At 70.4% G+C, this 25,483-nt stretch carries 27 protein-coding genes; 12 read left to right on the forward strand and 15 right to left on the reverse strand.

Annotation, left to right across the window (positions count from 1 at the left end; all coding sequences use genetic code 11):
- Positions 1-2: 2 nt before the first annotated feature.
- The 6 genes from AB0J64_RS28095 to AB0J64_RS28120 all read right to left on the reverse strand — a co-directional run bounded on the left by AB0J64_RS28095 (position 3) and on the right by AB0J64_RS28120 (position 5,451).
- Entirely contained in the window at positions 3-1,454 is a 1,452-nt protein-coding gene (locus AB0J64_RS28095) for a SulP family inorganic anion transporter (RefSeq protein ID WP_364032870.1), read from the reverse strand.
- Between the two features lie 5 nt (positions 1,455-1,459).
- Entirely contained in the window at positions 1,460-2,047 is a 588-nt protein-coding gene (locus tag AB0J64_RS28100; RefSeq protein WP_364032873.1) for a carbonic anhydrase, read from the reverse strand.
- Positions 2,048-2,188: 141 nt separating this feature from the next.
- Positions 2,189-2,551: a hypothetical protein gene (locus AB0J64_RS28105; protein ID WP_364032876.1), complete on the reverse strand. Its 363-nt coding sequence runs from the start codon at positions 2,549-2,551 to the stop codon at positions 2,189-2,191.
- A gap of 90 nt (positions 2,552-2,641) precedes the next feature.
- Positions 2,642-3,898, reverse strand: coding sequence for an MFS transporter (locus AB0J64_RS28110; RefSeq protein ID WP_364032879.1), 1,257 nt, complete (start codon positions 3,896-3,898; stop codon positions 2,642-2,644).
- The gene (locus tag AB0J64_RS28115; RefSeq protein ID WP_364032882.1) at positions 3,895-4,983 is read right to left on the reverse strand and encodes a PLP-dependent cysteine synthase family protein; all 1,089 of its coding nucleotides are present in this window, start codon (positions 4,981-4,983) and stop codon (positions 3,895-3,897) included. The genes AB0J64_RS28110 and AB0J64_RS28115 overlap by 4 nt, the downstream gene beginning before the upstream one ends.
- Positions 4,984-5,079: 96 nt before the next feature.
- Positions 5,080-5,451, reverse strand: coding sequence for a hypothetical protein (locus tag AB0J64_RS28120; protein WP_364032885.1), 372 nt, complete (start codon positions 5,449-5,451; stop codon positions 5,080-5,082).
- Positions 5,452-5,688: 237 nt separating this feature from the next.
- On the opposite strand from AB0J64_RS28120, the gene AB0J64_RS28125 reads away from it, so the two are divergent.
- From AB0J64_RS28125 to AB0J64_RS28140, 4 genes are all read left to right on the forward strand, one after another.
- The gene (locus tag AB0J64_RS28125) at positions 5,689-6,978 is read left to right on the forward strand and encodes an aminotransferase class V-fold PLP-dependent enzyme (protein WP_364032888.1); all 1,290 of its coding nucleotides are present in this window, start codon (positions 5,689-5,691) and stop codon (positions 6,976-6,978) included.
- Positions 6,979-7,011: 33 nt separating this feature from the next.
- Positions 7,012-7,425, forward strand: coding sequence for a metalloregulator ArsR/SmtB family transcription factor (locus AB0J64_RS28130; protein WP_364032891.1), 414 nt, complete (start codon positions 7,012-7,014; stop codon positions 7,423-7,425).
- Positions 7,426-7,503: 78 nt separating this feature from the next.
- Complete coding sequence (locus AB0J64_RS28135; protein WP_364032894.1) at positions 7,504-9,360, forward strand: cytochrome c oxidase assembly protein; 1,857 nt, start codon at positions 7,504-7,506, stop codon at positions 9,358-9,360.
- A 103-nt stretch (positions 9,361-9,463) separates the two neighbouring features.
- Positions 9,464-10,675: a hypothetical protein gene (locus AB0J64_RS28140; protein WP_364032897.1), complete on the forward strand. Its 1,212-nt coding sequence runs from the start codon at positions 9,464-9,466 to the stop codon at positions 10,673-10,675.
- A 20-nt stretch (positions 10,676-10,695) separates the two neighbouring features.
- Here the strand turns inward: AB0J64_RS28140 and AB0J64_RS28145 are convergent, their stop codons facing one another.
- Positions 10,696-11,673 carry a helix-turn-helix transcriptional regulator gene (locus AB0J64_RS28145; protein ID WP_364032900.1) on the reverse strand — a complete coding sequence of 326 codons (978 nt, stop codon included), beginning with the start codon at positions 11,671-11,673 and terminating at the stop codon, positions 10,696-10,698.
- A gap of 191 nt (positions 11,674-11,864) precedes the next feature.
- On the opposite strand from AB0J64_RS28145, the gene AB0J64_RS28150 reads away from it, so the two are divergent.
- From AB0J64_RS28150 to AB0J64_RS28160, 3 genes are all read left to right on the forward strand, one after another.
- Positions 11,865-12,098, forward strand: a complete 234-nt coding sequence (locus AB0J64_RS28150) for a heavy-metal-associated domain-containing protein (RefSeq protein WP_364032903.1) — start codon at positions 11,865-11,867, stop codon at positions 12,096-12,098.
- Between the two features lie 111 nt (positions 12,099-12,209).
- Positions 12,210-13,325, forward strand: a complete 1,116-nt coding sequence (locus AB0J64_RS28155; RefSeq protein ID WP_364032906.1) for a serine hydrolase domain-containing protein — start codon at positions 12,210-12,212, stop codon at positions 13,323-13,325.
- 61 nt (positions 13,326-13,386) lie between these two features.
- Positions 13,387-13,986: a TetR/AcrR family transcriptional regulator gene (locus AB0J64_RS28160; RefSeq protein ID WP_364032909.1), complete on the forward strand. Its 600-nt coding sequence runs from the start codon at positions 13,387-13,389 to the stop codon at positions 13,984-13,986.
- Positions 13,987-14,256: 270 nt separating this feature from the next.
- On the opposite strand, the gene AB0J64_RS28165 is transcribed toward AB0J64_RS28160, so the two are convergent.
- Positions 14,257-14,898, reverse strand: a complete 642-nt coding sequence (locus tag AB0J64_RS28165) for a methyltransferase domain-containing protein (RefSeq protein WP_364032912.1) — start codon at positions 14,896-14,898, stop codon at positions 14,257-14,259.
- A 63-nt stretch (positions 14,899-14,961) separates the two neighbouring features.
- Between AB0J64_RS28165 and AB0J64_RS28170 the strand changes: the two genes are divergently transcribed.
- The 3 genes from AB0J64_RS28170 (at position 14,962) to AB0J64_RS28180 (ending at position 16,834) form a co-directional block, all read left to right on the forward strand.
- A complete protein-coding gene (locus AB0J64_RS28170) occupies positions 14,962-15,600 on the forward strand; it encodes a helix-turn-helix domain-containing protein (protein WP_364032915.1) in 639 nt (212 codons plus the stop codon).
- Positions 15,601-15,747: 147 nt separating this feature from the next.
- Positions 15,748-16,158 carry a DUF6153 family protein gene (locus tag AB0J64_RS28175; RefSeq protein ID WP_364032918.1) on the forward strand — a complete coding sequence of 137 codons (411 nt, stop codon included), beginning with the start codon at positions 15,748-15,750 and terminating at the stop codon, positions 16,156-16,158.
- An 88-nt stretch (positions 16,159-16,246) separates the two neighbouring features.
- On the forward strand, positions 16,247-16,834 hold the full coding sequence (locus tag AB0J64_RS28180; protein ID WP_364032921.1) for a DUF305 domain-containing protein: 588 nt from the start codon (positions 16,247-16,249) through the stop codon (positions 16,832-16,834).
- A gap of 64 nt (positions 16,835-16,898) precedes the next feature.
- Here the strand turns inward: AB0J64_RS28180 and AB0J64_RS28185 are convergent, their stop codons facing one another.
- The 4 genes from AB0J64_RS28185 to AB0J64_RS28200 form a co-directional block, all read right to left on the reverse strand.
- Positions 16,899-18,302, reverse strand: a complete 1,404-nt coding sequence (locus tag AB0J64_RS28185) for an MFS transporter (RefSeq protein WP_364032923.1) — start codon at positions 18,300-18,302, stop codon at positions 16,899-16,901.
- 79 nt (positions 18,303-18,381) lie between these two features.
- On the reverse strand, positions 18,382-20,679 hold the full coding sequence (locus tag AB0J64_RS28190) for a xanthine dehydrogenase family protein molybdopterin-binding subunit (protein ID WP_364032926.1): 2,298 nt from the start codon (positions 20,677-20,679) through the stop codon (positions 18,382-18,384).
- A complete protein-coding gene (locus AB0J64_RS28195) occupies positions 20,676-21,668 on the reverse strand; it encodes a xanthine dehydrogenase family protein subunit M (protein ID WP_364032929.1) in 993 nt (330 codons plus the stop codon). The genes AB0J64_RS28190 and AB0J64_RS28195 overlap by 4 nt, the downstream gene beginning before the upstream one ends.
- Complete coding sequence (locus AB0J64_RS28200) at positions 21,665-22,177, reverse strand: 2Fe-2S iron-sulfur cluster-binding protein (RefSeq protein ID WP_364032932.1); 513 nt, start codon at positions 22,175-22,177, stop codon at positions 21,665-21,667. The genes AB0J64_RS28195 and AB0J64_RS28200 overlap by 4 nt, the downstream gene beginning before the upstream one ends.
- Positions 22,178-22,392: 215 nt before the next feature.
- Between AB0J64_RS28200 and AB0J64_RS28205 the strand changes: the two genes are divergently transcribed.
- Entirely contained in the window at positions 22,393-22,833 is a 441-nt protein-coding gene (locus AB0J64_RS28205) for a DUF4396 domain-containing protein (RefSeq protein ID WP_364032935.1), read from the forward strand.
- A 54-nt stretch (positions 22,834-22,887) separates the two neighbouring features.
- On the opposite strand, the gene AB0J64_RS28210 is transcribed toward AB0J64_RS28205, so the two are convergent.
- Positions 22,888-23,667: an alpha/beta hydrolase gene (locus AB0J64_RS28210; RefSeq protein ID WP_364032938.1), complete on the reverse strand. Its 780-nt coding sequence runs from the start codon at positions 23,665-23,667 to the stop codon at positions 22,888-22,890.
- A gap of 147 nt (positions 23,668-23,814) precedes the next feature.
- Between AB0J64_RS28210 and AB0J64_RS28215 the strand changes: the two genes are divergently transcribed.
- Positions 23,815-24,189, forward strand: a complete 375-nt coding sequence (locus AB0J64_RS28215) for a helix-turn-helix domain-containing protein (RefSeq protein WP_364032941.1) — start codon at positions 23,815-23,817, stop codon at positions 24,187-24,189.
- 100 nt (positions 24,190-24,289) lie between these two features.
- Here the strand turns inward: AB0J64_RS28215 and ppk2 are convergent, their stop codons facing one another.
- Both ppk2 and AB0J64_RS28225 read right to left on the reverse strand, forming a co-directional pair.
- Positions 24,290-25,189, reverse strand: coding sequence for a polyphosphate kinase 2 (gene ppk2 / locus AB0J64_RS28220; protein WP_364032944.1), 900 nt, complete (start codon positions 25,187-25,189; stop codon positions 24,290-24,292).
- Between the two features lie 51 nt (positions 25,190-25,240).
- A complete protein-coding gene (locus tag AB0J64_RS28225; protein ID WP_364032947.1) occupies positions 25,241-25,474 on the reverse strand; it encodes a hypothetical protein in 234 nt (77 codons plus the stop codon).
- Between the last annotated feature and the right edge of the window lie 9 nt (positions 25,475-25,483).

Here is a 25,483-nt window from a genome sequence, read left to right on the forward strand (position 1 = left end):
TGTCACGCGGGCGTGAGGATCCGCACCGGTTCGATGCCCTGCTCGTTGTGCCGCTCCGCCCAGGTGGTGAGTGCGGTACGGCAGGCGTGATCGAGGTGGCGCAGCCCGGCGAGGTCGAGCTCGATGGGCCGATCCTTGGGCAGCGCCTCCAGTGCCTCCAGCATCTTCGGCAGGCGCAGGAAGGTCGCGTTGCCGCTGACCGCCACCCGGATCGGCCCGCCGCCGCCGTCGGCGACCTTGATCTGCGTGTGCGAGGTCTCCCACGCGGACTTGACGATCGACAAGGCCAGGCCGATGAGCACGCCCTCGAACATGTTGACCGCCACGATCGCCACCGCCGTGACGACCAGGATCACCGCCTCCCCGCGGTGCTCTCGCCACAGTACGGCGAGGTGCTTGGCGGGAAGGAGCTTCCAGCCCGCGTGGACGAGCACTCCGGCGAGCGCGGCGACCGGGATGGCGGCCAGCGCGAACGGCAGCAACGCCGAGAACAGCAGCAGCCACACGCCGTGCAGCACCCGCGAGGCCTTGGTCCGGGCGCCCGCCTGCACGTTGGCCGAGCTGCGCACGATGACCGCGGTCATCGGCAGCGCGCCGAGCAGTCCCGAGACGGTGTTGCCCACGCCCTGGGCCATCAGCTCCCTGTCATAGTCGGTACGCGGCCCGTCGTGCAGGCGGTCCACCGCCGCCGCGCTGAACAGGCTCTCAGCGGAGGCGATGAGCGCGAACGCCAGCACGGTGCCGAGCACGCCCACCTCGGCCAGCTGCCCGAACGCATCGAGTGAAGGCAACTGGACCGCCCCGAACAGGCCGGTGACCTCGATCTTGTTGACCGGCAGGCCCAGCAGGGCGGACGCGGCGGTGGCCAGCAGCACCGCGGCCAGCGCGCCCGGCACCACCCGCGCTCTGGCGGGCAGGCGCTGCCACAGCACCATGACCACGATCGTGCCGATCCCGACGCCGAGCGCCGACAGCGCCTGTGCGGAGCCGGTCGCGTCCCCGATCAGCCCCGGCAGGCCCGCGAGCTTGCCGAGTCCGCCGGCGGGCGCCGGCAGGTCGGCCATCGCGTACAGCTGACCGGCGATGATGACCAGGCCGATGCCGGCCAGCATGCCCTCCACCACCGCCACGGAGATCGCGCGGAACCACCGTCCCAGCCGCAGCGCGCCCAGCGTCACCTGGAGCACGCCCGCGACCAGGACGATCACACCGAGGGTGGCGAGCCCGTACGCCTGCACGGCCTCGTAGACGAGCACGGTCAGCCCGGCTGCCGGGCCGCTCACCTGCAGACTGCTGCCGGGCAGCAGGCCCGTCACGATACCGCCGACGATGCCGGTGATCAGTCCGAGCTCGGCGGGCACCCCCGAGGCGACGGCGACGCCCACACACAGCGGCAGCGCGACGAGGAAGACCACGAGGGAGGCGGCGAAGTCCTTGCGCCATACGGGTTTCATGGCGCTCACAGCGGCAGGAAGTCGTCGGTGCCCGGCCGATGGGCCAGCACGGAGCCGGTGTGGACCTCATAGAACCAGCCCCGCAGCGAGACCCGTCCCTCCGCGAGGCGCGCGGCGACGGCCGGATACTCGCGTAGCCGCTCCAGTTGCGCGAGCACGTGGGCCTGCACGGCTCGGGCGACGTCCGGCCCGTGGTCGGCCGCGGGCGGCGCGTCGGCGTTCCGCAGCCATTCGCGGACGGCCGGAACGGCGCCCAGGTCCTCTCCCCGTACCAGCGCGCCCACGGCACCGCAATGCGAGTGCCCGCACACCACGATGTCGGAGACGCGGAGCACCTCCACCGCGTACTCGATGGTGGCGGCCTCACCGGACGAGCGATCAGGAAGGTGACGAGGAATGATGTTGCCGGCCGTGCGCAGCTCGAACAGCTCGCCCGGCCGGGCCCCGGTGAACAGCGAGGGGATCACGCGGGAATCGGAGCAGGTGATGAAGAGGGCCTGCGGCGACTGACCGGCGGCCAGCCGGTCGAGCTCCACCCCGCGCTCGGCGGCCAGGGCGTGGAAGGTACGCGCATGATCGATCAAAGACTGCATGTCAGGTGTCTCCTGTGCGCCGGTGTCGGCGCGTCGAAGCCGTCATTCGTACGGTCCTGGACCGGGCGAAGGCAGCATGAAGCGACCCGTCTCAGACGGGGTCGGCCTCAGCGGGCCGGCCGATTCGCTCGGTTGACCCTGTCAGCAGCGGAACACCTGGAACACGGCGGGCAGCGCGCCGCTACGTTGGCGGCGCAGTCCGTACGGCGGGTCTTCGGCCTCCGTGGTGACGGTGATCGCCGGCACCACGGGCAGCGTCGTCACGGCGCCCGATGAGCTCTTGGCTCCAAGGGCCCGGCCTGTCTGCTGGCGGTCACGGGACCAGACGTGGCTGAACGGCTCCTCCAGCTGCGGAAAGTGCTCGCAGTGGCGCGTCTCGCCCACGGCCACCGGCGCCGCGGAGGCGTACGGCTCACCCGCCGAGGGCGCTCCGTGTGAGAGGAGCAGGACGGCGAGCATGGCCATGGCCAGCGCCGCCAGCGCGCTCTGGGCCAGCCTCGTCACCCTTGCGTTCCCCCGATGTCTCGTCCCCTTACCGGCGCCGCCGGATGATCACACGCTAGTAGACGCCACATAAAGCGGACGAAAAGCTGACTATCCAGAGTCAAGTCCGGCGAGAGTCACCCGGCCGGTGGGGGAGAGCCGGTGACGCCGGTCCAATCGCCTGACGGCCGCCGCCGAGACCGCTCCCGTGACGGCCAGCAGCAGCCACGGCAGACCGGCCAGGCCGGTGGCGCGGGCCGAGTCGAGCAGGGCGCCGGACAGCAGGTTCCCGGCCAGGATGCCGACGCCGGACAGCAGGTTGTACAGCCCGTAGTAGGTGCCGATCAGCCGGTCTCCCGCCATGTCGGCGATGGTGGCCATCTCGAACGGGAAGGCGACCAGCGTGCCGAGGGTGAGCAGGAGGGTGCAGAGCACGACGGGCGCCAACGCCCACCCCGGCGGGAGGGGCAGGTGGGCGGCCGCGGCGGGTGGCAGGAAGGCGATCCCCATGAGCGCCAGGCCGCGGCTGATCGCCTGCCCGCGGGTCCACCGGGCCGAGCACCAGCCGGTCAGGCGCACCTGACCGGCGATGCCGAGCAGCGCCGAGAGGGCGTAGAGGGCCGTCACGCCGCTCTCACCTCCGCCGAGGCGCTGCACTTCGAGCGGCAGGGCCAGATACATCTGGTACGACAGCGCGTACGAAGCGATCATCGCCGCGGCGAAGGAGACGAACGCCCGGTCCCTGAACGCCAGCCGCCAGTCGCGCAGCACCGGCTGCTCCTTCCGCGCCGAGCCGCGCCGGGCCGGCAGGCACCAGCCCTGCAGGACGGTCAGCACCGCGAAGATCGCCGCGGCGGAGAGGCACACGGCGGTGAAGCCGGTCCTCAGCAGGACGATGCCGACCAGCGGGCCCAGCAGGATGCCGCCCTGGTAGAAGACGTTGAACACGGCGAAGGCCGCGACCTTGCGCTCCCCGGCCGCGACCGCCAGGTAAGCGCGGGCCGCCGGATTGAACAGCGCACCCGCGAAACCCGTCACGACGGCGGCCACGACCAGCAGCGGCAGCGACGTGGTCAGCCCGAACAGCGCGAACCCGACGGTCCGCAGCGCACAGCCGAGCATGATCAGCGGTTTGTAGCCGAGCCGGTCGGCCAGGGTGCCGCCGATCAGGAACATGCCCTGCTGGCTCAGGTTCCGCAGGCCGAGGACCAGCCCGATCGTCCAGGCCGCCAGGCCCGCGCCGCTCGACAGGTGCTGGGCGAGGTAGGGCATGAGCATGTAGAAGCCGAGGTTGATGCCCGCCTGGTTGACCTGCAGAAGCTGGATCGGCCGGTCGAAGGAGCGGAACTCCCGCAGCACGCCGCTCATCTCGTGCCTGCCAGTGGGTCTGTCACGGTGGTGCAGCGCGTCCAGCGGCGCACCTCCCGCCCGGTCGGTACGTCCAGCAGATCCGGCTCCTCGGCCGGTACCGTGCCGAGCAGCCCGTGGGCGCGGCAGTAGTCGTCGTCGAAGACGGTGTTCCAGTACCGCCACGGCCCGTCCGGGAAGATCGCGACGATGGTCTGTCCGGGGGTGGTGCGCGCCAGCCAGCGGGCCACCAGGGTGACCGCGCCGGTGCTCCAGCCGCCCGAGACGTAGTGCCGGGCGGCCAGTGCGCGGCAGGCCCAGACCGCTTCGGCCGGGCCGACCCAGTGCACCTCGCTGAAGGCGTCGTAGGCCACGTTGCGGGGATGGATGCTGGAGCCGAGTCCGCGCATCAGCCGGGCCCTGGCGGGCTGGCCGAAGATGGTCGAGCCGATGGTGTCGACCCCGATCAGCTTCAGACCGGGGAAGTGGTGGCGCAGGACGTTGTGGATGCCGGCGCTGTGCCCGCCGGTGCCGACCGAGCACACCAGCGTGTCGATGTGCGGAAGGCGGGCCAGCAGTTCGTGGGCCAGCCCGGCGTAGGCGTCCACGTTGTCCGGGTTGTTGTACTGGTCGGGGCAGTAGGCGCCGGGAGTCTCGGCGAGCAGGCGCTGGACCCGCTCGCGGCGGGCCTGCTGCCAGCCGCCGACCGGGTGCGGTTCGGTGACGATCTCCAGCCGTACGCCGTAGGAGGCGAGCAGCCGGCACATCAGCGGCTCCATCCCGGGGTCGCCCACCAGCACGACCGGATGGCCGAAGACGATCCCGGCCAGGGCCAGGCCCAGTCCCAGAGTCCCGCTGGTGGACTCGACGATCGTCGCGCCCGGCCGGAGATCTCCCCGGGCCCGCGCCCGGCGCACCATGTGCAGGGCGGGACGGTCCTTGATGCCGCCCGGGTTGAAGCCTTCCAGTTTGGCCCAGAATCCTCCTCCCGGTACGAAGGGCTCCGAGATGAACGCCAGCGGGGTGTTGCCGACGGTCAGCGAAAGCGACGAAGAACCGGTGGCGGGCGCCTCTTGCGGGCGCGCGAAAGCAGCTTGTGATGGCATGGGTGAATTCCCGGAAATGAATGACGCAATTCGCGGGCATGACGAAACGGCCGCGAATCTGAGTGGATATAGGACGACTTAAGGATGTCGTAGCTCCTATATGCGCATCACACAGAGATTCTCCAGATAGGGCGCGGCAAGGCGGACCGCACGCGCCGGGGCGATCGGGAGCTCGGCGACGCCGTCCGCCGTGGCGACCGACCGGGTCGCCGGCGTGGCCACGGAGAGGGGCGTGTCGTCCAGGCTGATCGCCGAACAGTCCGGTTCGGTGCCGTGCCGGTGACGCGCCGGCAACTCGCGATGCAGGCACCGCGCGCCGTCCACGGCAGCGTCGACGGCAGGGTCCATGGCGGTGTCGACGGCGGTGTCCACGGCAGGGTCCACGGCATGGATGGCCGGCTCCGACAACTCCATGGCCGCGCACGCGCCGCCATGGGCGAACACCACGCCGACGAGCAGCACGAGCATGACCGCCGCACGCGCCGTCAGCCGACCGGCCGGGCGGCGAGAACGGGTCGTTCGCATCGAGAGCATCACTGGTGATGATGCCCGGGAGCCCACCGGACGCGCCCGGCGAAATCAAAGATTCCGGTAAAGCTCCCGCCGCCATTCATCGTGTACACGAGTAAATGAAGGCCGTACCGTGCTGCGATTCAGGTGACACTGGACATTCGCGTATCCGCTGACTTACAGGTGGTGTTTTCCGTGACCCTGTCGAGACGCCGGGTCTTCGCCGGGCTCGGCGCGATCGCCGCGGGCCCGGCGACCGCGGACGTGCTCGTCGCGCCGCGCGGCACCACCCCGGAGCAGGTGGCCCGCGATGAGCGCTTCTGGGCCGGCGTCGCCCGTCAGTTCCGGGTGAGCCCCGACTTCGTCAACCTGGAGAACGGCTACTACGGCATCATGTCCGAGCCCGTCCGCCGGGCGTACCACCGCAATGTCGACCTGCTCAACGAGCAGAGCTCTCACCTGCTGCGCACCACGTACAAGGCCGGCGCCGACAAGATCCGCGACCGCATCGCCGGGCTGCTCGGCGTGTCGCGGAACGAGATCGCGCTCACCCGGGGCGGCACCGAAGCCCTGCAGAACCTCGTCTCCGGCTACCGCCGCCTGCGCCCCGGCGACGCCGTCATGTACGCCGACCTGGATTACCACAGCGGCCAGTACGCCATGAACTGGCTACGGGACCGGCGCGGCGTCGAGGTCGTGCGCGTCGTCATCCCCGAACCGGCCACGCGCCAGGCAGTGCTGGACACCTACGAGCGCGCGCTGCGCGAGCACCCGAAGGTCAGGCTGCTCCTGCTCAGCCACATGAACAACCGCACCGGGCTGGTCACGCCGGTCGGCCAGATCGTGTCCATGGCCCGCGGGCGGGGAGTCGACGTGATCGTGGACGCCGCCCACTCCTGGGGACAGCTCGACTTCACCCTCGCCGACCTCGACGCCGACTTCGCCGTCTTCTCCCTGCACAAGTGGATGGGCGTGCCGCTGGGCGCCGGATTCCTCTACATCCGCGCCGACCGCCTGGCCGACATCGACCTCCTGTACGCCGACGAGACCTACCCCGCCACCGACATCCGCTCCCGCGTGCACTCCGGCACCATGAACGTCGCCCCCGTCCTCACCGTGGACGCCGCCCTGGACTTCCACGACAGCCTCGGCGCCGCGGTCAAACAAGCCCGCCTGCGGTTCCTGCGCGACCGCTGGGTTCAGCCGCTCCGCGAGGTCGAGAATCTGGAGATCCTCACCCCGGACGAACCCGGCATGTACGGCGCCATCACCGCGTTCCGGCTCCGCGGCCGTACCACCGAGGCCGACAACACCGCCATCGCCGACCGCCTGATGAACGAACACCGGATCTTCACCGTCGCCCGGACGGGCATGGCCGGCGGCGGCGCCGTCCGCGTCACGCCCGCCCTGTTCACCTCTGCGGAGGACATCGATCGGTTCGCGGCCGCCCTCCGCGATGTCTGCCGCCAGGTCGGGCGCTCTTGACACGGCATCCGGGCATCGCCCTATCTTGCCCATATGAATGGTTCTTCAGACGGGCGCGTTTTGGCGGTGGACGGCTGCGCCGTCAAAGTGGTGGATGCCGACCGGGTGGCCGCCGTGTGCGAACGGATGCCGGCCGCCGAGGACCTGACCGACACCGCGGACATCTTCGGCCTGCTGTCGGACCCGAACCGGCTGCGGCTGCTGGTCGCCCTGCTCGACGGCGAGCTGTGCGTATGCGATCTGGCCGCGGTCACCGGCCAGAGCGAGTCGGCCGTCTCCCACGCCCTGCGGCTGCTGCGCGCGCACCGCATCGTCGCCGCGCGCCGCTCCGGGCGGATGGCCTACTACCGCCTGGAGGACCCGCACGTACGGATGCTGCTCGACCTGGCGCTCGCCCACACCGAGCACACCGACGCCATTCACCCCGAACGCGACGGGAGCACCTGACGCCCGTGCCGGACCAGGCCCGCGACTGGTGAACCCAGCCGCGCGAACCGACCCGCCGGATGCCGCGTATCCCCATATATGCGCTGGAGCCTGACAGCGGACTCAAGGGTCGGTCCGACGCGTGAACGCGCCTGGACGCCGTCCCGCCTCGGCGGGCGGCGTCAGCGGATCTACGCCGGTGCCGCGGCGATCGCCGCGGGCCTCGTGGTGCTGGCTCTGGGCCTGGGCCACGGCGCAGGGGAGCCGGCCATCGCCGGGCTGCCCACCGCGGGGCCGCTCACCGCATGGGGACTGCCGCTGGTCCGCTTCTGCTACCACCTGTGCTCGGTCGCCACCGTGGGAACGCTCCTTGCCGCCGCCGTTCTCGCCCCGCCCGCCTCGACCCAGAAAGCGGCCTGCTTGCGCGCGGCCGGCCGGTGGGCGCTCGGCTGGGTGGCCACCGGCCTGCTGAGCTACCTGCTGACCCTGTCGGAGATCACCGCGCTGCCCGTCCCGGACCTGCTCGCCTCCCCGGAGCTGCTGGGTCTCAGCCTGTCCATCCCGCAGGCCCGCGTGCTGCTCCTGGTGGCGGCCGTGGTCGTCGTGGCGGGCGCGGCCACGCGGCTGCGGCGCCTGCCCGCGTGGATCCCGCTGGCGATCACGGCGTTCGCGATCCTGCCGCCCACCTACGTCGGCCACGCGGCCTCCGCCGCCGGCCACGACATCGCGGTGTCGGCCCTGATGACGCACCTGCTCGCGGTGTCGCTCTGGGTCGGCGGCCTGGGCGCGGTGCTTCTGCATTTGCGTCACTCCGGCGATCTACCCGGCGTGCTGTCCCGGTTCAGCACGATCGCCCTGTGGTGTTTCGCGGGCGTGGCCGTCTCCGGCCTGGCCGCCGCATGGGTCCGGCTGAACGCGGTCTCGGACCTGTGGGAGAGCGCCTATGGCGGGTTCCTGCTGGCCAAGACCACCGCGCTGGCGATCCTCGCCGTGTTCGGCTGGATCCATCGTCGCCGTACGGTCGCGTACGTCGCCGACCGGAGCGTGCGCCAGGTCTTCATCCGGCTGGCCGCGGGCGAGATGATCGTGATGGTGGCGGCCATGGCGCTGGCCGTCGGCCTGTCCCGGACTCCGCCGCCGACCCCGCAGATCGACGGCGGGCACCTCTTCCGCGTGCTCGAGTACGACCTGGCCCCCTTCACGCCCACCGCGTTGCTCACCGAGATCCGCCTGGATCCGATGGTCGTTCTGCTGCTGGCGCTGCCCGCGATCGGCTACCTGGCCGGCGTGCGGCGGGTCGCCTCCTGGCCGCTCGGCCGCACGCTCGCCTGGTACACCGGCCTGGCGCTGATGGGGCTGGTGCTGCTCGGCGGCGTCGACGGGTACGCGCGGATGATGCTGTCGGTCCACGCCCTGCAGCAGACCGTCCTCGCGGTCCTCGCCCCGCTGCTGCTCTGCCTCGGCGCCCCGCTCACCCTGGCCGCCCAGGCCGGCGCAGATCTCCGCATCGGGACGCGCCGCCCCGGCCGGCTGACCGTCCTCGCCTGCCTGCCGATCGCCTACATGCTGGCCTTCCCGCTCCTGTACCGCACCGGCTGGCTGGCGTGGGCCCTGCCGGAGCACGCCGCGCACCTGGCCACCGAGCTGGGGTTCTTCGGCGCCGGGTCAGTGGTGTTCTGGATGCTGGCGGGCGTGGACCCGCTGCCGCCCCGGATCTCCTGGACCGTCCGCGCCGGGCTGCTGGCCGCCGTCGGGGTGGTGCAGCTGGCCGTGGGCGCCTTACTGCTGTTCGGGCCGCCGGTCGCGCCCGACTGGTTCCTGCTGGCGGCCCCGCCCGGCGCGCCGGACCCGCTCAGCGATCAGCGGCTGGCCGCGCTCGCCTACCTGCTGGTCGCGCTGCTGCCGCTCGCGCTGCTTGCCGTACGGCTGGCCCGGTCACGTGAACCGAGTACGTGAACGCGGCCACGGCGGCGTTCACAAGTCGTGATCCAAATGTTCCGCCTGGGGGATCATGCCCGCCCGTACGCTACGACGAAAGGGGAACAACGGGGAGGCATGCATGTCGTTCATGACGCGGATGACGGCGGCGTTCAAGGGAGAGGTCCGAGCCGACGAGCTCGAGGCCTATCGCCGGGCGGGCGGGCTCGTCTACACCGAGCTGGAGCGGGCCGAGGCGCTGCGCGCTCGGTTAGCCGCCGAGGGGGTGAACCTGTGGCACGGCCCGCAGGCCGCCGCCGGGCAGCTGCTGTGCACGTGGAACGCGTTCGTTCTGCAGGCCATCGGGGAGCACCTGCTCGACGCGGACTACGCCGCCGACCCGAGCACCGTCGGCTACGTGCCGCAGGTCACCGCTCTGCAGGTCGACGCCTGCTTCGCCCAGGTGGAGAACTGGGTGTCACGGGCCCGCCAGGCCGCGGGGAACTCCCGTTACCTGGTGGAGAACGAGCTGCTGCTCCCCGCTGACCTGCCCGAATGGGCCGAGGCCAGCCCGTGTCCGCTGCCGCACCTGAAGGGCATGCTCGCCGCCGCACGCGCGATCCGTCAGCACGCCGAGGTCGCGCTCGGTGTCTTCGAACAGACCGTCGCCGACGCTGACAGGCACCGCCCCGCATTGGAACGGCTACGCCAGCTCGCCGCCGAGGCGGCGACGACCGCCGACTACGCCGAAGGTCTGCTCGACGCCGACCCGGCACCGCGCATGCACGAGGCCATCGAGCAGCGCCTGCAGCGAGCTCTGGAGATCTACTACCACCTCGGCCAGCTCATCGCGATGCCCGGTCTGATCGCCGGCTACAAGGGACCGGATGTACGGCAGGCCGTCCCGCCCGCCAACCTGAGGATCGCCGACGCCCGCAACTTCGACCCGTGGTGCCTGACCGATCCGCAGAAGCGGAGCTACTGGCAGGCCGACCCGCGGGCGCACCAGGCGATCAAGGAGATGTGGGACTTCGACCCGGCCCCCGCCCTCACCTTGCGCATCCAGGCCGAGATCGACGCCGCCCGGCACAACGGCGCGATCACCTTTGCCACCGACGCCCAGGGGAAGCCGCTCGGCAGCTACTACTGCTGCCCCTTCTCCGCGATCTACCTGGTGCGCCGTCCGGTCGTCGTCGCCGGCCGCGCGCTGCGGGCGATGCAGCAGTTCGCGCTGGAGGTGTCGGCCGAGGACGTGCCGAAGGGCGGCCCGTTCAAGCGGGAGCTCATCGTCGCCAGCTTCAGGCCGACGAACGAGGTCGACTACTGCGACCCGGACGGCCTGCACGGCGACTGACCCCGCGCGACGCCCCTGGTTCAGTCCAGCCAGCCGAGCTTGGCGGCGCGTACGCCGGCCTGGAATCGGCTGTCCGCCCCCAGGATCGCCGTCAACTCGGCGACGACCCGGGTCACGGTGCGATTCGACACGCCCAGCTTGCGGGCGATCGCGTCGTCCTTGGCGCCGGTCGCCAGCAGGCGCAGGACCGCGTGCTGCTGCTCGCTCAACGCCATGCCGTGCACCGAGCGCGGTACGTCCTGCGGCTCCGAGGCCGTCAGCCAGAGGTAGTCGTAGATCGCGGCCAGAGATCTGACCACGTTGCCGCCGCGGATCAGCACGGCGCCGGCTTCGACGTCCTCGGGATCGGCCTGGATGATCGCGATGCGCCGGTCGTACACGAGCATGCGTGTCGGGACGATGGGCGCGACCCGGATCTCGATGCCCTCCGACGCCCGTGCGCGCAGATGATCGCGCATGAGCGGATCGGACAGCGAGATCTGCGCGTGGATGCTGCGGATGCGGATGCCTCTGCTCAGCGAGACCTTGTTGCGCTCGACGCCGCCGTCCAGCCTCTGCGGGGTCCAGTTCGCAGCCGGGTGCAGCTCCGCGATCTCGTGCTGCGCCATCTCCGCCAGCTCGTTGAGCCGCTGGTTGAGGCGGGTGGCGCGCTCCTGCCGCGGATAGAACTGCACCGAGGTGCCGTCGTCGGCCTGCCGGCCGAGTCCAAGGTAGTTCCTGGCCAGCGAGGCGGTCAGGACGTGCTGTTCGACCAGCTTGTCCAGGGCCCGATGGCTGCGTTGCAGGCTCAGTGTCAGGGCCGCGGACGCCTCGACGCTGAGCTGGGATCCGGGGCTGAGCAGGCCGAGGTGGATCAGGCGGTCCTGCACGGTGTTCTGCTGGGCTTCGGTGAGGCCCAGAGCGGCGGACGCGTCGGCGACGGTCTCGCCTCTGGTGTGGACGCGTTCGTACACGGCCTGGGCGAGACGGTCTTCCTCGGTGGGCGAGGCGTCGGTCATGTGGCGGTCCCTGTCGTTGCCGAACAAACGCGGAAACCATGACATAGCGCCATGCGCTTCTCCAAGCCGGCCTGTCTGTTTCTCGCCATGGCGTGACTCGGAAGGCCCCGAAGCCTGTCACGGGACTCCCGCTGCGGGCAGGATCTTCACCAGGCGCGCCGTTTCCAACCGTTTCAACACTGGGAGCATGGATGATCACTGTCGCCTACAGCCTGGTCACCTACCACGTCAGCGGGCTGTCCACGGAGAGCTGTGAGCACTGCCTGGCGAGCATCCGGTCCGAGCTCATCCTGGTGCCCGGCGTCGTCGGCGTGGACCTGAACCTCGAGGAGTCGAAGGTCAGCATCCTGACCGACGGCCCCGTCGACGACGGCCGAGTCAAGGACGCGATCGCGGCCGCCGGATGCGATGTCCTGAACTCCTGACGGACGCGGACCATCCTCCGGAAGCCGGTACGCCCGGCTTCCGGAGGATTGTCCTGTATACCCACCCTAGGTATATTCCAGATGGGATCATACATATAGGGGGTATGCGAAGTGAGGGAAGAATCCGCTGCGGCGCCGGTCGAAGGGTTCGTCGCGGACGGGTACGACAAGGTGCTCGAAGCGTTCCAGAGGCTGGTGCACGACGGACGGGAGACCGGGGCCGGAGTGTCGGTCTGGCGGGACGGCCGGGAGGTCGTCCGGCTGAACGGGGGATGGGCCGACGCCGCGCGGCACCGCACCTGGCGCACCGACACTCTCGTCCAGCCGTACTCGCTGTCGAAGGCCTTCGTGACGCTCGCCGCCCTGGTGGCGGTGCGCGACGGCGCACTGACGCTGGACGAGCCGATAGCCCGATACTGGCCCGCGTACGGGATCAGGGGCAAGGAGCACACCACGCTGCGCCAGGTGCTCACCCACCGGGCAGGGCAGCCGCGCTTCCCTGGCGAAGCCGCGGGCCTGGACCTGCTCGACGATGCCGGGCTGCGCGAAAGCCTGGCGCAGGCGGCGCCGGAGTACGCTCCAGGAACGTCGCTCGGGGAGCACGCGCTGACCTACGGGCACCTGGTGGACGGGATCCTGCGCGCGGGCGCCGGCACCACACTGGGGGAGTCGTTCAACGGGGTGGTGCGGCCCGCGCTGGGGCTCGACGCCTGGTTCGGGGTGCCGGACGACGCGCTCGAGCGCGTCGCCGATCTGGAGTACGCCGACCCGGAATGGCCGCGCCGGCTGCATGCCGCGCCGTGGCTGCAGATTCCCGACGGGACCTTGGACGTCGAGCGTGCGAACTCCAGGGCCTGGCGGCAGGCGGTGTTCGGCGCGGTCAACCTGCACACGACGGCGACCGCCATGGCGCGGTTCTTCTCCCAGCTGACCGGAGCGGACAGCCCGGTGCGCGCCCTGCTCGGACCGGAGCTGCACGCCGAACTCCTCGCCTCCCAGGTCACGGATTTCGACGAGGTCTTCGGCACCAGGATCACTTGGACGCTGGGCTTCGTCCGGGACCGCGGCAAGATCGCCAAGGGCGGGATCGGCGGTTCGGCAGCCTGGTGGTCACTGAAGCACCACCACGGCTGTGCCTATGTGACGCGACGACTGGACGATCACTCGCGCGCCGCGGAGATCGCCGCCGCGCTGGGCGACGACCTGAGCGTGGTGGGCGAGGACTGACCCGGCCGCGTCCCTTAGGGGGTTCCCGTGGCACAGGGGCCGCCGTCGTAGGGTGGATCGCATGGTGAGGACAGCGGCACGACAGCCCGTACCCGCTCGGCGTGCGGACGCCGAGCGCAACATCGCCGCGATCCTCGACGCGGCGACCCGGCTGCTCAGCGCTGACGCCGCGGCGAGCGTGGCCGACATCGCCAAGGCCGCGGGGGTGGGGAGGGTGACGCTGTACGGTCACTTCCCGTCGCGGGAGGCGCTGGTGGACGCGGTGCTCGATCACGCGGTCGACGTGGCGGACGCGGTGCTGGCGGACGAGTCGATCGACACGGCACCCGCGCCGGAGGCCATGGCGGGACTGCTGCGGTCGTCCTGGGAGGTGCTCGACCGGCACCGCCGCCTGTTCCTGGCCGCCGACCGGGTCCTGGCCACGGAGCGGATTCGGGAGCACCATGACCGGCCGTTGCGGCGGGTGGAGCGGCTCATCGCGCGCGGGCAGCGCGACGGCGACTTCCGCACCGACCTGCCGCTGGCCTGGCTGGTGACGACGTTCTTCTCGATCATCCACAGTGCCGCGCAGGAGCGCGAGTCGGGGCGGCTGGCGCCCGAGGAGGTCGAGCCGGTGCTGATCAAGACCATGCTCTCGCTGCTCTCCCCAGCCGAAGCGTGATCCGCACGGCGCGGTGACGCCAGGGCGTTCAGCCGTGTGCCCCGGCTCTCCGGAAGTCCAGGAGCCGGGGCTAAGAGTGCCCGCGGTGCCGCCCGCCGGTGCGGCGGCGCCGTACAGGGCGATGCCCGCGACCAGGGAGCCGGCCAGCAGGATCAGCCATCCGGCCGCGAACAGCCGGCGGGCGCCGAACAGCTGTCAAGCGGACTTCTGCCGGCTGTTCCATGCGAATGGCTCCGAGCCGATCGGCTCGGAGCCATTCGCCATGGTGGGTCACCGTCGATGCAGCGTGAACCAGTACGTGGGTACGCGATTGGTGCCAGGGGTGACGTCGGCGAGTTCCCAGCCGGTGAAGCGGCTGCGGAGTTCGTCGGCGGTGACGCCGGTGAAGCCGTCGTCGAACGCTTCCGGGCCGTACCCGAACATCAGCAGCCGGGCGCCGGGAGCGGCCCGGGCGGTGACGCCGGCGGCGTAGGCGTCGCGGCGGTGCGTGGGGACGCCGCAGTAGCAGCTCAGGTCGAAGAAGAGGCTGAAGCCGTCGCCGACGGCGAGTTCGTCCAGCCGGGTGACGTCGCCGCGCAGCAGCAGGGGCCGTACGCCCGCGGCGTCGGCCTTCTCCTTGGCCTGCCGGACGGCGCGGCCGACGAGGTCGACGCCGACGACGTCCCAGCCGTTGCCCGCGAGGTAGACGGCGTTGGTCCCGGTGCCGCAGCCGAGGTCGAGCGCGCGCCCGGGAGGCAACGCGTGCGCCCCCTCCACCGCGTCGACCAGCTCGGGGGCCGGGATGCCGCTGTCCCACGGCGGCTTGCCGGACAGGTAGTACGCCTGCAGCGTTCGCTTGACGGCGAGCTCGCGGCTGCGTTCGGAGCGCCTCCCCAGGCTGCTGAGCCGCCATGCCATCTGAGCCAGCTTCATCTTGTCCTCCAGAACTATTTAGAGCTCATCTCTAGATAACGACTCTAGATATAGACTTGAGCCGTGAGCACTGTCAAGCGGCTGGACAAGCGGACCGAACGATCTCGACAGACCCGCGCGAAGATCGTCGCGGCGGCGCGGGAGCTGTTCCTCGAGCACGGATATGGGGCCACGAACCTCCAGGACGTCGCAGACCGGGCCGGCGTCGCCGTGCAGACGATCTATTTCGTCTTCCGCAACAAGCGCGCGCTGCTGAAGGAGCTGGTCGACACCACCATCGCCGGTGACGACGAGCCGATCGCCACCATGGACCGTCCCTGGTTCCGCGAGGCCCGTGCGGCGGCGACCGCTGCGGACCAGCTGCGGCAGCACGTGCACGGCACTCGGCTGATCCTCGACCGGGTCGCCTCCATCGCGAAACTCCTCGAGACCGCCGCCGCCAACGATCCCGAGATCGCCACGATGTGGCCGACCGGTGAGGATCCGCGGTTCACGGTGCAGTCGGCCGCCGCTCAGGCCCTGGTCGCCAAGCCCGGCGCCCGCCCCGGGCTGTCCGCCGCGATGGCGGCCGACCTGCTGTACTGCCTGCTCAGCCCCGACCTGTACCTCGTCTTCGTCCGCGACCGCGGCTGGTCGCCGGTCGAGTGGGAAGCCTGGGCTTACGGAACCCTGCACACCCAGCTGTGCGAGGGGGCGGGCTGAGCAGGCTCCTGCGGCACCGCGCTGTCTACTATGCCTTTGCGTGGAGGGATCCCCGCAATCACAGAACTCCGGCCGGGCCTCGGCGGGAGGCTACGAGGCTAGTTAGTACACTGCTGTAGCGACGTGCTGATTGCTGAGGGAGGGCCGGTGGGAGTTGCGCGGCGACGCCTCGCGTTGCGAGTCGCGCGCGGGTTCCTGCTCGTGGTCCTCGCCATGGGCGTGTACGGCATGCACACCCTGGGCCACGTCCACGGCCGGCACAGCGGCCCCTCGTCCGATGCGCACGGGATGAGCGTCGCCCAGGAACCCCCTCTTGTCGTTCCGGCGGGCCTTCGGGCGTTCGTTCCCGAGCATGAGATGCCGGGGCTCGACCCGACCAGCGTATGCCTGGCGATACTGACGTCGTTCCTGGTCCTGCTGCTGACGGCGGCCTGGGCCAGAGCGGGGCGGCCGACGTACGACGGCGTCGGAGGCGCCCCGCCCGTGCGGCAGGTGGCCAGGCCGCCGCCGAAGCCCACGTCTCTGAGGCTGGCCGGTCTCTCGATGCTGCGGATATAGGCCGATGATCACGCGGACGACGGTCCGCGAGCAGGCCGACAGTTCCCACACATCGAGAGAACGATCAACCATGCGTATCAACCGCACCATGTCCTTCACCGTTGCCGCCGGCATGCTCGCCCTGTTGACCGCCTGCGGCGGCAACGGCGACTCCATGGCCGGGCATGAGGGGATGAGCAGCGCGAGCGCGCCTACCGCCACCACGGCGAGCACGCAGCCGTCGGCTGCCTTCAACGACGCGGACGTCATGTTCGCGCAGATGATGATCCCGCACCACGAGCAGGCGGTCGAGATGGCCGAGCTGGCGCCGACGCGCGCGAGCGACCCGGAGATCAAGAAGCTCGCGGCGAAGATCAAGGCGGCTCAGGACCCGGAGATCCAGACCATGAAAGGCTGGCTGGCCGAGTGGGGCAAGCCCGCTGAGGCGGGCATGGGGCACGGCATGCCGGGCCTGATGTCAGAGGAGGACATGAAGAAGCTCGATGCCGCCAAGGGCAAGGCGTTCGACAAGCTGTTCGCCGAGCAGATGATCGCCCACCACAACGGCGCGATCGAGATGGCCGGGACCGAGCAGGCCAACGGCTCGAACCCGCAGGCCAAGGAGCTGGCCAAGGCGATCGAGTCCACCCAGCGGACCGAGGTGGAGCAGTTGCAGAAGCTCCTCGACCGGCTCTGATGCCATGACCGCCCGGGCGCGACCGGCGCCCGGGCGGACCTGGCCCATGCGGGTGGATGACGGCTCAGTGGCCGTGGCCCACGAAGGCGGCCGCCGGTCTGCCCTTCGGCACCAGGACGAGCGAGATGACGGCCGCGACGCCCGCCGCCACCGCGCAGAGCGTCAACCCCGAGGTGAACCCGCCGATTCCTCCCGCACCGGCTGCCACATCGGGGGCCAGGCCGGTGGCCGCCACCGTGGAGACGACGGCCACCCCTATGGAGCCGCCCAGTTCGTGGAAGGTGTTGATCACGCCGGAGGCGACCCCGGTCTCGCCGTGCGGGACGTTGGCCATGGTCGTCGTGGTGGCGGTGACGAACGCCGGGCCGATGCCGAACGCCGCGATGACGAAGCCGGGCAGCAAGGTGGTGTAGGCGCTCGTATCCGGTGAGATGCGCGTCATGAGCGCGGCCCCCACGGCGGTCAGCACGAAGGCCGCGACCGCGATCGGCCTGCCGCCGATCTTTCCGATCAAGTGGCCGCCGAGGTGGGCGCCGAGGGTGATGGCGATGGCGACCGGCAGGAACGTCAGCCCGGTCCGCAGGGCGCTGAAGCCGAGGACGTGCTGGAGGTAGAGCGAGCTGAGGAAGAACAGTCCCAGCATGAGACCGGTGGCCAGCAGCATGACGAAGGTGCCGGAGATCACCGGGCGGCGGGCGAGGGTCTCCGCGCTCATCAAGGGATTGCGGGCGGTGCGTTCGATCAGCACGAAACCTCCGTAGATCACCGCGGCCCCGAGCAGGGGGACGAGCGTGGCCCAGGCGCTCCAGCCGGCGTCTCCCGCGGTGACCAGGCCGTAGATGAGCAGGGCGGTGGCCAGGGTGATGGAGAGCGCGCCCGGCACGTCCAGCCGCTGCCGCTTCCCGTGGGGGCTGCCGGCGGTGACGAGCGACGGAATGGCCACGAGCAGGATCACGCCGACGGGGACGTTCACGAAGAACACCCACATCCAGCCGGGGCCCGCGGTGAGGACGCCGCCCAGCAGCACGCCGAGTGCCGCCCCCGTGCCGCCGATGGCCGCCCACACGCCCAGCGCGCGATTGCGACGCTCGCCTTCGAACGTGGTGGTGATGAGGGCGAGCGCTGAGGGGGAGAGCAGCGCGGCGCCGACGCCTTGCAGTGCCCTGCCCGCCACCAGCAGCGATCCGGTCGTGGCCAGCCCGCACAGCAGCGATGAGAGGGTGAACAGGGCCAGCCCCGCCAGCATCGTCCGCCGTGCGCCGACCGCGTCGGCCAGCCTGCCGCCCAGCACCATGAGCCCGCCGAAACAGAGCGTGTAGGCGGTCACGACCCAGGTGAGCGCCTCGCGGGTGAGCGCCAGGTCGGTGCCGATCGTGGGCAGCGCGACCTGGACCACGGTGATGTCGATGATCAACATGAACTGCGCCAGGCAGAGCAGGACCAGTACGGCCCAGCCTTTGTCCTTCATGCATCCTCCATAACTTGAACATTGATGTACGAGTTAATGGAACCATACCGGCGTAGGGTTCCGACATGCGAGGAGGGGGTTAGATCTGGAGCAGTTTGTCCGGGGTGATGGGCAGGTCGCGCACCCTCTTGCCGGTGGCGTGGTAGATCGCGTTGGCGATGGCCGCCGCCACGCCCACGATGCCGAGCTCGCCGATGCCCTTGGCGCCGAGCGGCGTCTGCGGGTCGGGCCGGTCCACGAAACGGACCTCGATGTCCGGCACGTCGGCGTGCGTGGGGATGTGATACTCGGCCAGGCTGGCGTTGACGATCCGGCCCGAGCGCTCGTCGAACAGCGTCTCTTCCATCAGCGCCATGCCGATGCCCTGGATGATGCCGCCGCGCATCTGGCTCACGGCCTGTTTCGGCGAGACGATGCGACCGCCGTCGAACGCGCCGACCCAGCGTGAGACCCGTACCTCGCCGGTGTCCTCGTCGACCCGCACCTCCGCGAAGTGCGCGCCGTAGGTGCTGGTGGCTCGCTTGATCGTCTGGTACGGCAGCGCCGACTTGCCCGTCACCTCCACATGGTCGCGTCCGGCCCGCTCCAGAATCCGCCGGTACGTCTCCCCGCGGCCGTCCCGGGTGAAGAGCCCCTCGTCACGCGTCTCCACCTCCTCGGCTCTTCGCCCGGCCAGTGGTGTGTCCTCGGCGAGCTTGAGCAGTTCGCGGACCAGCTCGTCGCGGGCCGACCAGATGGCCGAGGCAAGGGTGGTCGTGGCGGCGGAGGCGCCGGGGATGCGGGTCTTGGCGACGTCGGAGTCGCCCTGCAGGAAGCGGATCCTGTGCATGGGGAGGCCGAGTCGCTGGCCCGCGGCCTGGGTCTGGGCGGTCGAGGTGCCGGCGCCGAGCTCGTTCGTGCTGCTGTGGATGGTGACCGTGCCGTCGGCGGAGAGCCGGAGCCTGACCGCGGCGATGAGTACGGCGTCGGGGTTGATGGCGGCGGCCATGCCCTGTCCGACGAGCCAGTGCCCGTCGCGGGTGGCGCCCGGCGTGGGGGCGCGCTCGCCCCAGCGGAACGCCTCCGCGCCGAGCGCGTACGCCTCGCGCAGGTGACGGCTGGTGAAGCGGCGGCCGGAAATCGGGTCGCGATCGGGTTCGTTGCGGAGGCGGAGTTCGAGCGGGTCGAGGCCGAGCCCCCAGGCGAGCTCGTCCATGGCCGACTCCAGTGCGAACGACCCCGGGGTCACGCCCGGACCGCGGAAGAAGGCGTTCTGGATGCGGTCCACCCGTACGACCTGCTGGTGCGCGGCGATGTTGGGGCACGCGTACAGGTGCCGGGAGGAGGCGATCGCGGCCTCGGCGAACTCGTCCGTCGTGCAGGTGGCCAGGGCGTCGTGCACGATGGCGGTCAGGTGCCCTCGCTCGTCCGCCCCCAGCGCGATGCTGCTGCGGGTGGGCGCCCGGCCGCCGGTCATGTGGAACGTGTTCGTACGTGACAGCACGAGCTTGACCGGGCGGCCCGCCAGTCTGGCGGCGGCCACGGTAAGCGCCACGTGCGGCCAGGCGGGAGTCTTGCCGCCGAAGCCGCCGCCTATGTACGGCGCCAGCACGTGGACCCGGCGCAGTGGCAGGCCGAACTTCTTGGCCAGCATCTCCTTGACCCCGTAGGGGTACTGCGCGGTGTCGTGGACGGTGAGATCGTCGCCGTCCCAGGCGGCCACGGTGGCGTGGGGTTCCAGCGCGTTGTGGTACTCGAGCGGGGTGGTGTAGACGCCTCGCACGGTGACGGCCACCTCGGCCAGCCCCGCGCGCACGTCGCCGACCACGGTCTTCGACTCCTCCAGTACGGAGTGGGCCGGCGTGTAGGCCCCCTCGTCCGTCATCGACAGCCGTGCGGGCTCGTGGGCGTACTCGACCTTGACGAGCCTGGCCGCGTGCTCCGCCTGCTCCTGCGTGTCGGCCACGACGACGGCGACCGGCTGGCCGTGCCAGAAGACCCGGTCCGTGTTCATGATCGGCAGGCTCATGGCGGCAGCGGCGACCGGGCCTTTGAGTGTGGCGTACGCGCCGGTGGACCTCATCGGCGGCGCGTTCTCATGCGTCATCACCAGCACCACCCCGGGTGCCGCGAGCGCCCGGGAGGAGTCGACGGCGATGATGCGGCCCCTGGCGATCGCGCTGGGGACGGGGACGGCGTAGGCGAGCCGTGCGAGGGCGTGGTCGGCGGTGTAGCGGATGCCGCCCGACACCTTCGCCGGACCGTCGAGCCGGTCGACGTCACGGCCGATCTCGCCGGTCCGGGTGGACAGGGGGTCGTGGCGGCCGTCGGGCAGGAGCCTGGCCACCTTGCCCATGGCTCGCGTGGCGAGGCTGAAACCGCGTGCGGCGACGTTCATGAGCGACCTGCCAGTTCGATGAGGGTACGCCGGACCAGCCGCCTGGCCAGTTCGACCTTGAACGCGTTGTGCTCCAGCGGGGCCGCTCCGGCGACCGCCTCCTCGGCGGCCCGTCCGAACACCGCCCCGCCCGCCGCCGCCTCGCCCGTCACCGCTCCGACCAGGAGCTCCTCGGCCGCGTACGCGCGCCACGGCTTGGGCGCCACCCCGCCGAGCGCGATACGTGCGCCGGCGATCCGGCCGCTCTCGACCCTCAGCGACGCGGCGACGCTCACCAGCGCGAACGCGTAGCTGGCCCGGTCCCTGACCTTGACGTAGTCGCCGGGGCCCGGCTGCTCCGGCGGCAGGTCCACGCTCGTGACGAGTTCGCCTTCGCGCAGCACCGTCTCCTTGTGCGGTGTCTCGCCGGGCAGGCGGTGGAAGTCGGTGATCGGCACGCTCCGTTCGCCGTCCTGGCCGGTGAGGTTGACGGTCGCGTCGAGCGCTGCCAGTGCCACGCACATGTCGGACGGATGCACGGCGACGCAACTCTGGCTTGCCCCGAGGACGGCATGCGCGCGGTTGAACCCGTCGAGCGCAGCACACCCCGCGCCGGGGACCCGCTTGTTGCAGGCGGCGCCGAGATCGTAGAAGTAGCGGCAGCGCGTCCGCTGCAGCAGGTTCCCGCCAACCGTCGCCCGGTTGCGCAGCTGCGGCGAGGCCCCCTTCAGCAGCGCCCGCGCGAGTACGGGGTAGCGCCGGCGGATCCGGTCGTCGGCGGCGACCTGCGAGTTGCGGGCCAGCGCCCCCAGGCGGAGCCCGCCGTCCGGCAGGTCCTCGACGGCGGACAGCGGCAGACGCGAGATGTCCACGACCAGCTCCGGCGTCTCCACCTCCTCCCGCATGAGGTCGAACAGGTTCGTCGCGCCGGCCAGGTACCTCACCTGGGGTCCCGCCAGCCGGACCGCTGCGGACACATCCGCCGCGCGGACGTAGGCGAACTCCCTCATGCCCCGGCCACCTCTCTGACGGCGGCCACGATGCCGTTGTAGGCGCCGCACCGGCACAGGTTGCCCGCCATCCGCTCCCTGATCTCGGCATCGGTGAGCACCGCCGGCGCGGTCAGGTCCCCGGTCTCGGCGCTCGGCCGGCCGTCGCGGTGTTCGGCCAGCATGGCGACGATCGAGCAGATCTGTCCGGACGTGCAGTAGCCGCACTGGAAACCGTCGTGTGCCTGGAACGCCTCCTGCACCTTGGCGCCCAGCCCGTGGCCCGCCATGGCCTCGATGGTGACGATCTCCATGCCGTCGCACTGGACGGCGGGCGCCAGACAGGAGTTGATCCGCTCACCGTCGGCGAGAACCGTGCAGGCGCCGCAGGCGCCCTGGTCGCAGCCCTTCTTCGTGCCGGTCAGCTGCAGGTGCTCGCGCAGGCAGTCGAGCAGGCTGACGCGGGGATCGAGAGACAGCTCGTGCGCCTGCCCGTTCACCTGCAGGTGGACCGGGATATGGCCAGTCATGCAACCCTCCGATTATTTCGTACATGGATGTACGAGTTACTGAGGGCACCATACCCCATTGCCCTATACGCCATAGGGGTATAGGGTCTGCGGGCGAGAGCGACTGATGGAGCGAGAAGGTAACGATGTCGGAATCGATGCACCATGCTGGACACGACCCACACGATCCTGGTACCGGTGACGACCATGGTGATCATGGGCATGAAGCGCATGCGATGAAGGCGACCTGGGGAGTGGCGGCGTCCGCGACGTTGCACTGCCTGACGGGTTGCGCCATCGGCGAGGTGCTCGGCATGGTGATCGCCACGGCGCTCGGCTGGGGCAACGGGCCCAGCATCATCCTGGCCATCGTCCTGGCGTTCTTCTTCGGCTACGCGCTCACGCTCCGCGGCCTCTTCCGCGCCGGCGTGGACTGGCGTACGGCGCTGCGGTTGGCGCTGGCCGCCGACACGCTGTCGATCCTCGTCATGGAGATCGTCGACAACGGCGTCATGGTGATCATCCCCGGTGCCATGGACGCCGGTCTCGGGACCGTGCTGTTCTGGGGCGCGCTGGCGCTCTCGCTGCTGGTGGCGTTCCTCGTCACGACCCCGATCAACAAGTGGATCATCGGACGGGGGAAGGGGCACGCCGTGGTCCACGCCTACCACCACTGACGCCCGCATGTCACGCTGTTCCTCTGGGGCCCGCATCCGGGGTTGAACGTCCCCTCAGCTTGAGGACGACCTCGGCCGTCCCTCGGCGGCCAGGAATGACACCACTCTGGGCAGCACTTCGGCCGATCGGTCCCAGCAGCCCTTGTGGTCTGCGTCGGGGATGGAGAAGAAGTCGGCACCGGACCGTTCGGCGAAGGCCCGCATCGGCTCGTGCCAAGGGTCGGTCGTGCCCGCGTACAGCAGCATCGGCACGCCCGAATCGGCGAGTTCCCGCTGCAGTCCTGGCTCGCGCGAGAACGCCTCGTAGTTGGCGCGGAAGGCGGCAGGGTCGCCCGCCTCGATCAGGGCGGCCTGATAGGGGTCGGCGGCGGCGCCCTGCTTCATCAGGTGGTAGGCGTCGGTGTCGGCGGGCAGGCCGAGTTGGCGCAGCGTGGGCCCGACCGCGGAGCGGAAGCCGTCGATGGGATCGAAACCGCCGGCGACCAGACAGGTCAGGCGGTCGGGAGCGTGGGCGGCGACCGCGTAACCCGTCATGGCGCCGAGCGAGTATCCCCAGAACGCGGCCCGATCGACCCCTACCTCGTCCAGCACCGCCGTCACAGAGTCCACACGCCGCTCGAGCGAATAGGCCGCGACGTGATGCGGGGCATCGCTGGCACCCAGCCCGAGCGGGTCGACGGCGATCACCGTGTAGGCGGCCGTCAGCGCGGAGGTGTATCCGCTGTGAGCCCAGTGCGCCCCGTCCTGGAACATGCCCGGATGAAGCACTACCGCGGGACCGTCACCGGAGACCTCGAAGGACATGGTGAAACCGTTGCTGCGCGCGATGGGCACGTGTCGTTTCCTTCTCTTCACGACGACCCTGCGCCTGTACGCAGGACCGTTACGATTGGTAACGGCAGCAATAGTGGCGCATGACTAGAAAGCTCGAAAGAAGGCACTTTCTTGTCACAACGGAACACCGCGGTTACAGACCAGCTCATGGCGGACACGACGGGACCCGACCTCGACGATTGCCCACTGCCTGAGGTCCTGGCCCTGATCGGCGGCAAATGGAGCGCTCAAGTGCTGGTCGAACTGGGGAAAGGCCCCCGCCGCTTCACCCAGTTGGAACGCGCGATCACGGGTGTCAGCCGCCGGATGCTGACCGTGAGCCTGCGAGATCTCGAGCGCAACGGACTCGTCACCCGCACCGTGTACCCGGATTCTCCGCCACGGGTCGAGTACGCCACCACACCATTGATCGAAGACATACGCGAGCCCCTGGAAGCGCTCACGGCCTGGGCCCGCCTCGCCGCCCCTGCGATCACCGCAGCCCGCCGGGCCTACGACAGCCCGGGTGATTCCTGCCCCTAGGCAGGGCGGGAAACGCCGGCGATCCGGGGCCGGCGGCACGCTGTTTTCAGGGTTTCCTGATGATCAGCGATCGAAGGGCCTTTTCGCGCTGTGGTCACTGTCAGTCGGGCAGCGCGGTGTGGTCCTCGTCGTAGATGTCCGAGGCCGATCTGACGATGAGCGGGTCGGGCGTGCCGACCACCTCGTGGTCCTTGTTGTCGTACTCGAAGAGGCTGAGCACGTGGCGCATCGCCTCGAGCCGTCCGCGCTTCTTGTCGTTGCTCTTGATGACGGTCCAGGGCGCCTCAGGCATGTCGGTGTTGAGGAACATGTCCTCCTTGGCGGCGGTGTAGTCGTCCCATCGGTCGAGCGAGGCCAGGTCCATCGGGGACAGCTTCCACTGCCGTACGGGGTCGACCTGGCGGATGATGAAGCGGGTGCGCTGTTCGGAGCGGGTCACCGAGAACCAGAGCTTGACCAGGTGGATGCCGTCGCGCACCAGCGCCCTTTCGAACTGCGGCGCCTGCAGCATGAACTCCCGCCATTCGGCCTCGGTGCAGAAGCCCATCACCCGCTCCACCCCGGCCCGGTTGTACCAGGAGCGGTCGAACAGGACGATCTCCCCGGCCGCGGGGAGATGGGCGATGTAGCGCTGCAGGTACCACTGGGTACGTTCGCGCTCTGACGGCTTCTCCAGCGCGACCACGGAGGCGCCGCGGGGGTTGAGGTGCTCCATGAAACGCTTGATCGTGCCGCCCTTGCCCGCCGCGTCGCGGCCCTCGAAGAGGATGACCAGCCGCTCGCCGTTCGCCTTGACCCAGTACTGCAGCTTGAGCAGCTCGATCTGCAGCAGCCGCTTGTACTTCTGGTACTGCTCCCGCCCCAGGCGTTCCCGGTACGGGTAGTGCTCGCGCCAGGTGTCGACCGGGGTGCCGTCGGGGCGCAGCAGCACGGGATCGTCGTCGTCGCTGTCGTCCACCAGCAGGCCCGGGGTCGAGTCCAGCAGTGAGACCTGATTCACGTCAACCGCCTCGCCTCTCTCGCGCTTCGGCACCCCGTACCCGCCAGATCGTCAGTGGAACTGCGGGACGATCAGGTAGATGCCGTACAGCACCACCGCCGCGCAGGCCGTGAAGCACGCGACGGCCGCGGCCAGGCTGCCCGTGCCACCGCCGGCGCCCTTCTCCTGCGCTGACTTGCGGGCCGCCAGGGCCAGCGCGCCGAGCGAGAAGACCAGTACGAGGACCACGCTGACGGCCAGGCTGACGACGAGGACCTGGCCGAGGGCGCTCCATTTGATGTCCACCGGCGTTCT

Origin of the sequence: Nonomuraea sp. NPDC049695, assembly GCF_040674955.1 — a bacterium.
GTDB lineage: Bacteria > Actinomycetota > Actinomycetes > Streptosporangiales > Streptosporangiaceae > Nonomuraea > Nonomuraea helvata.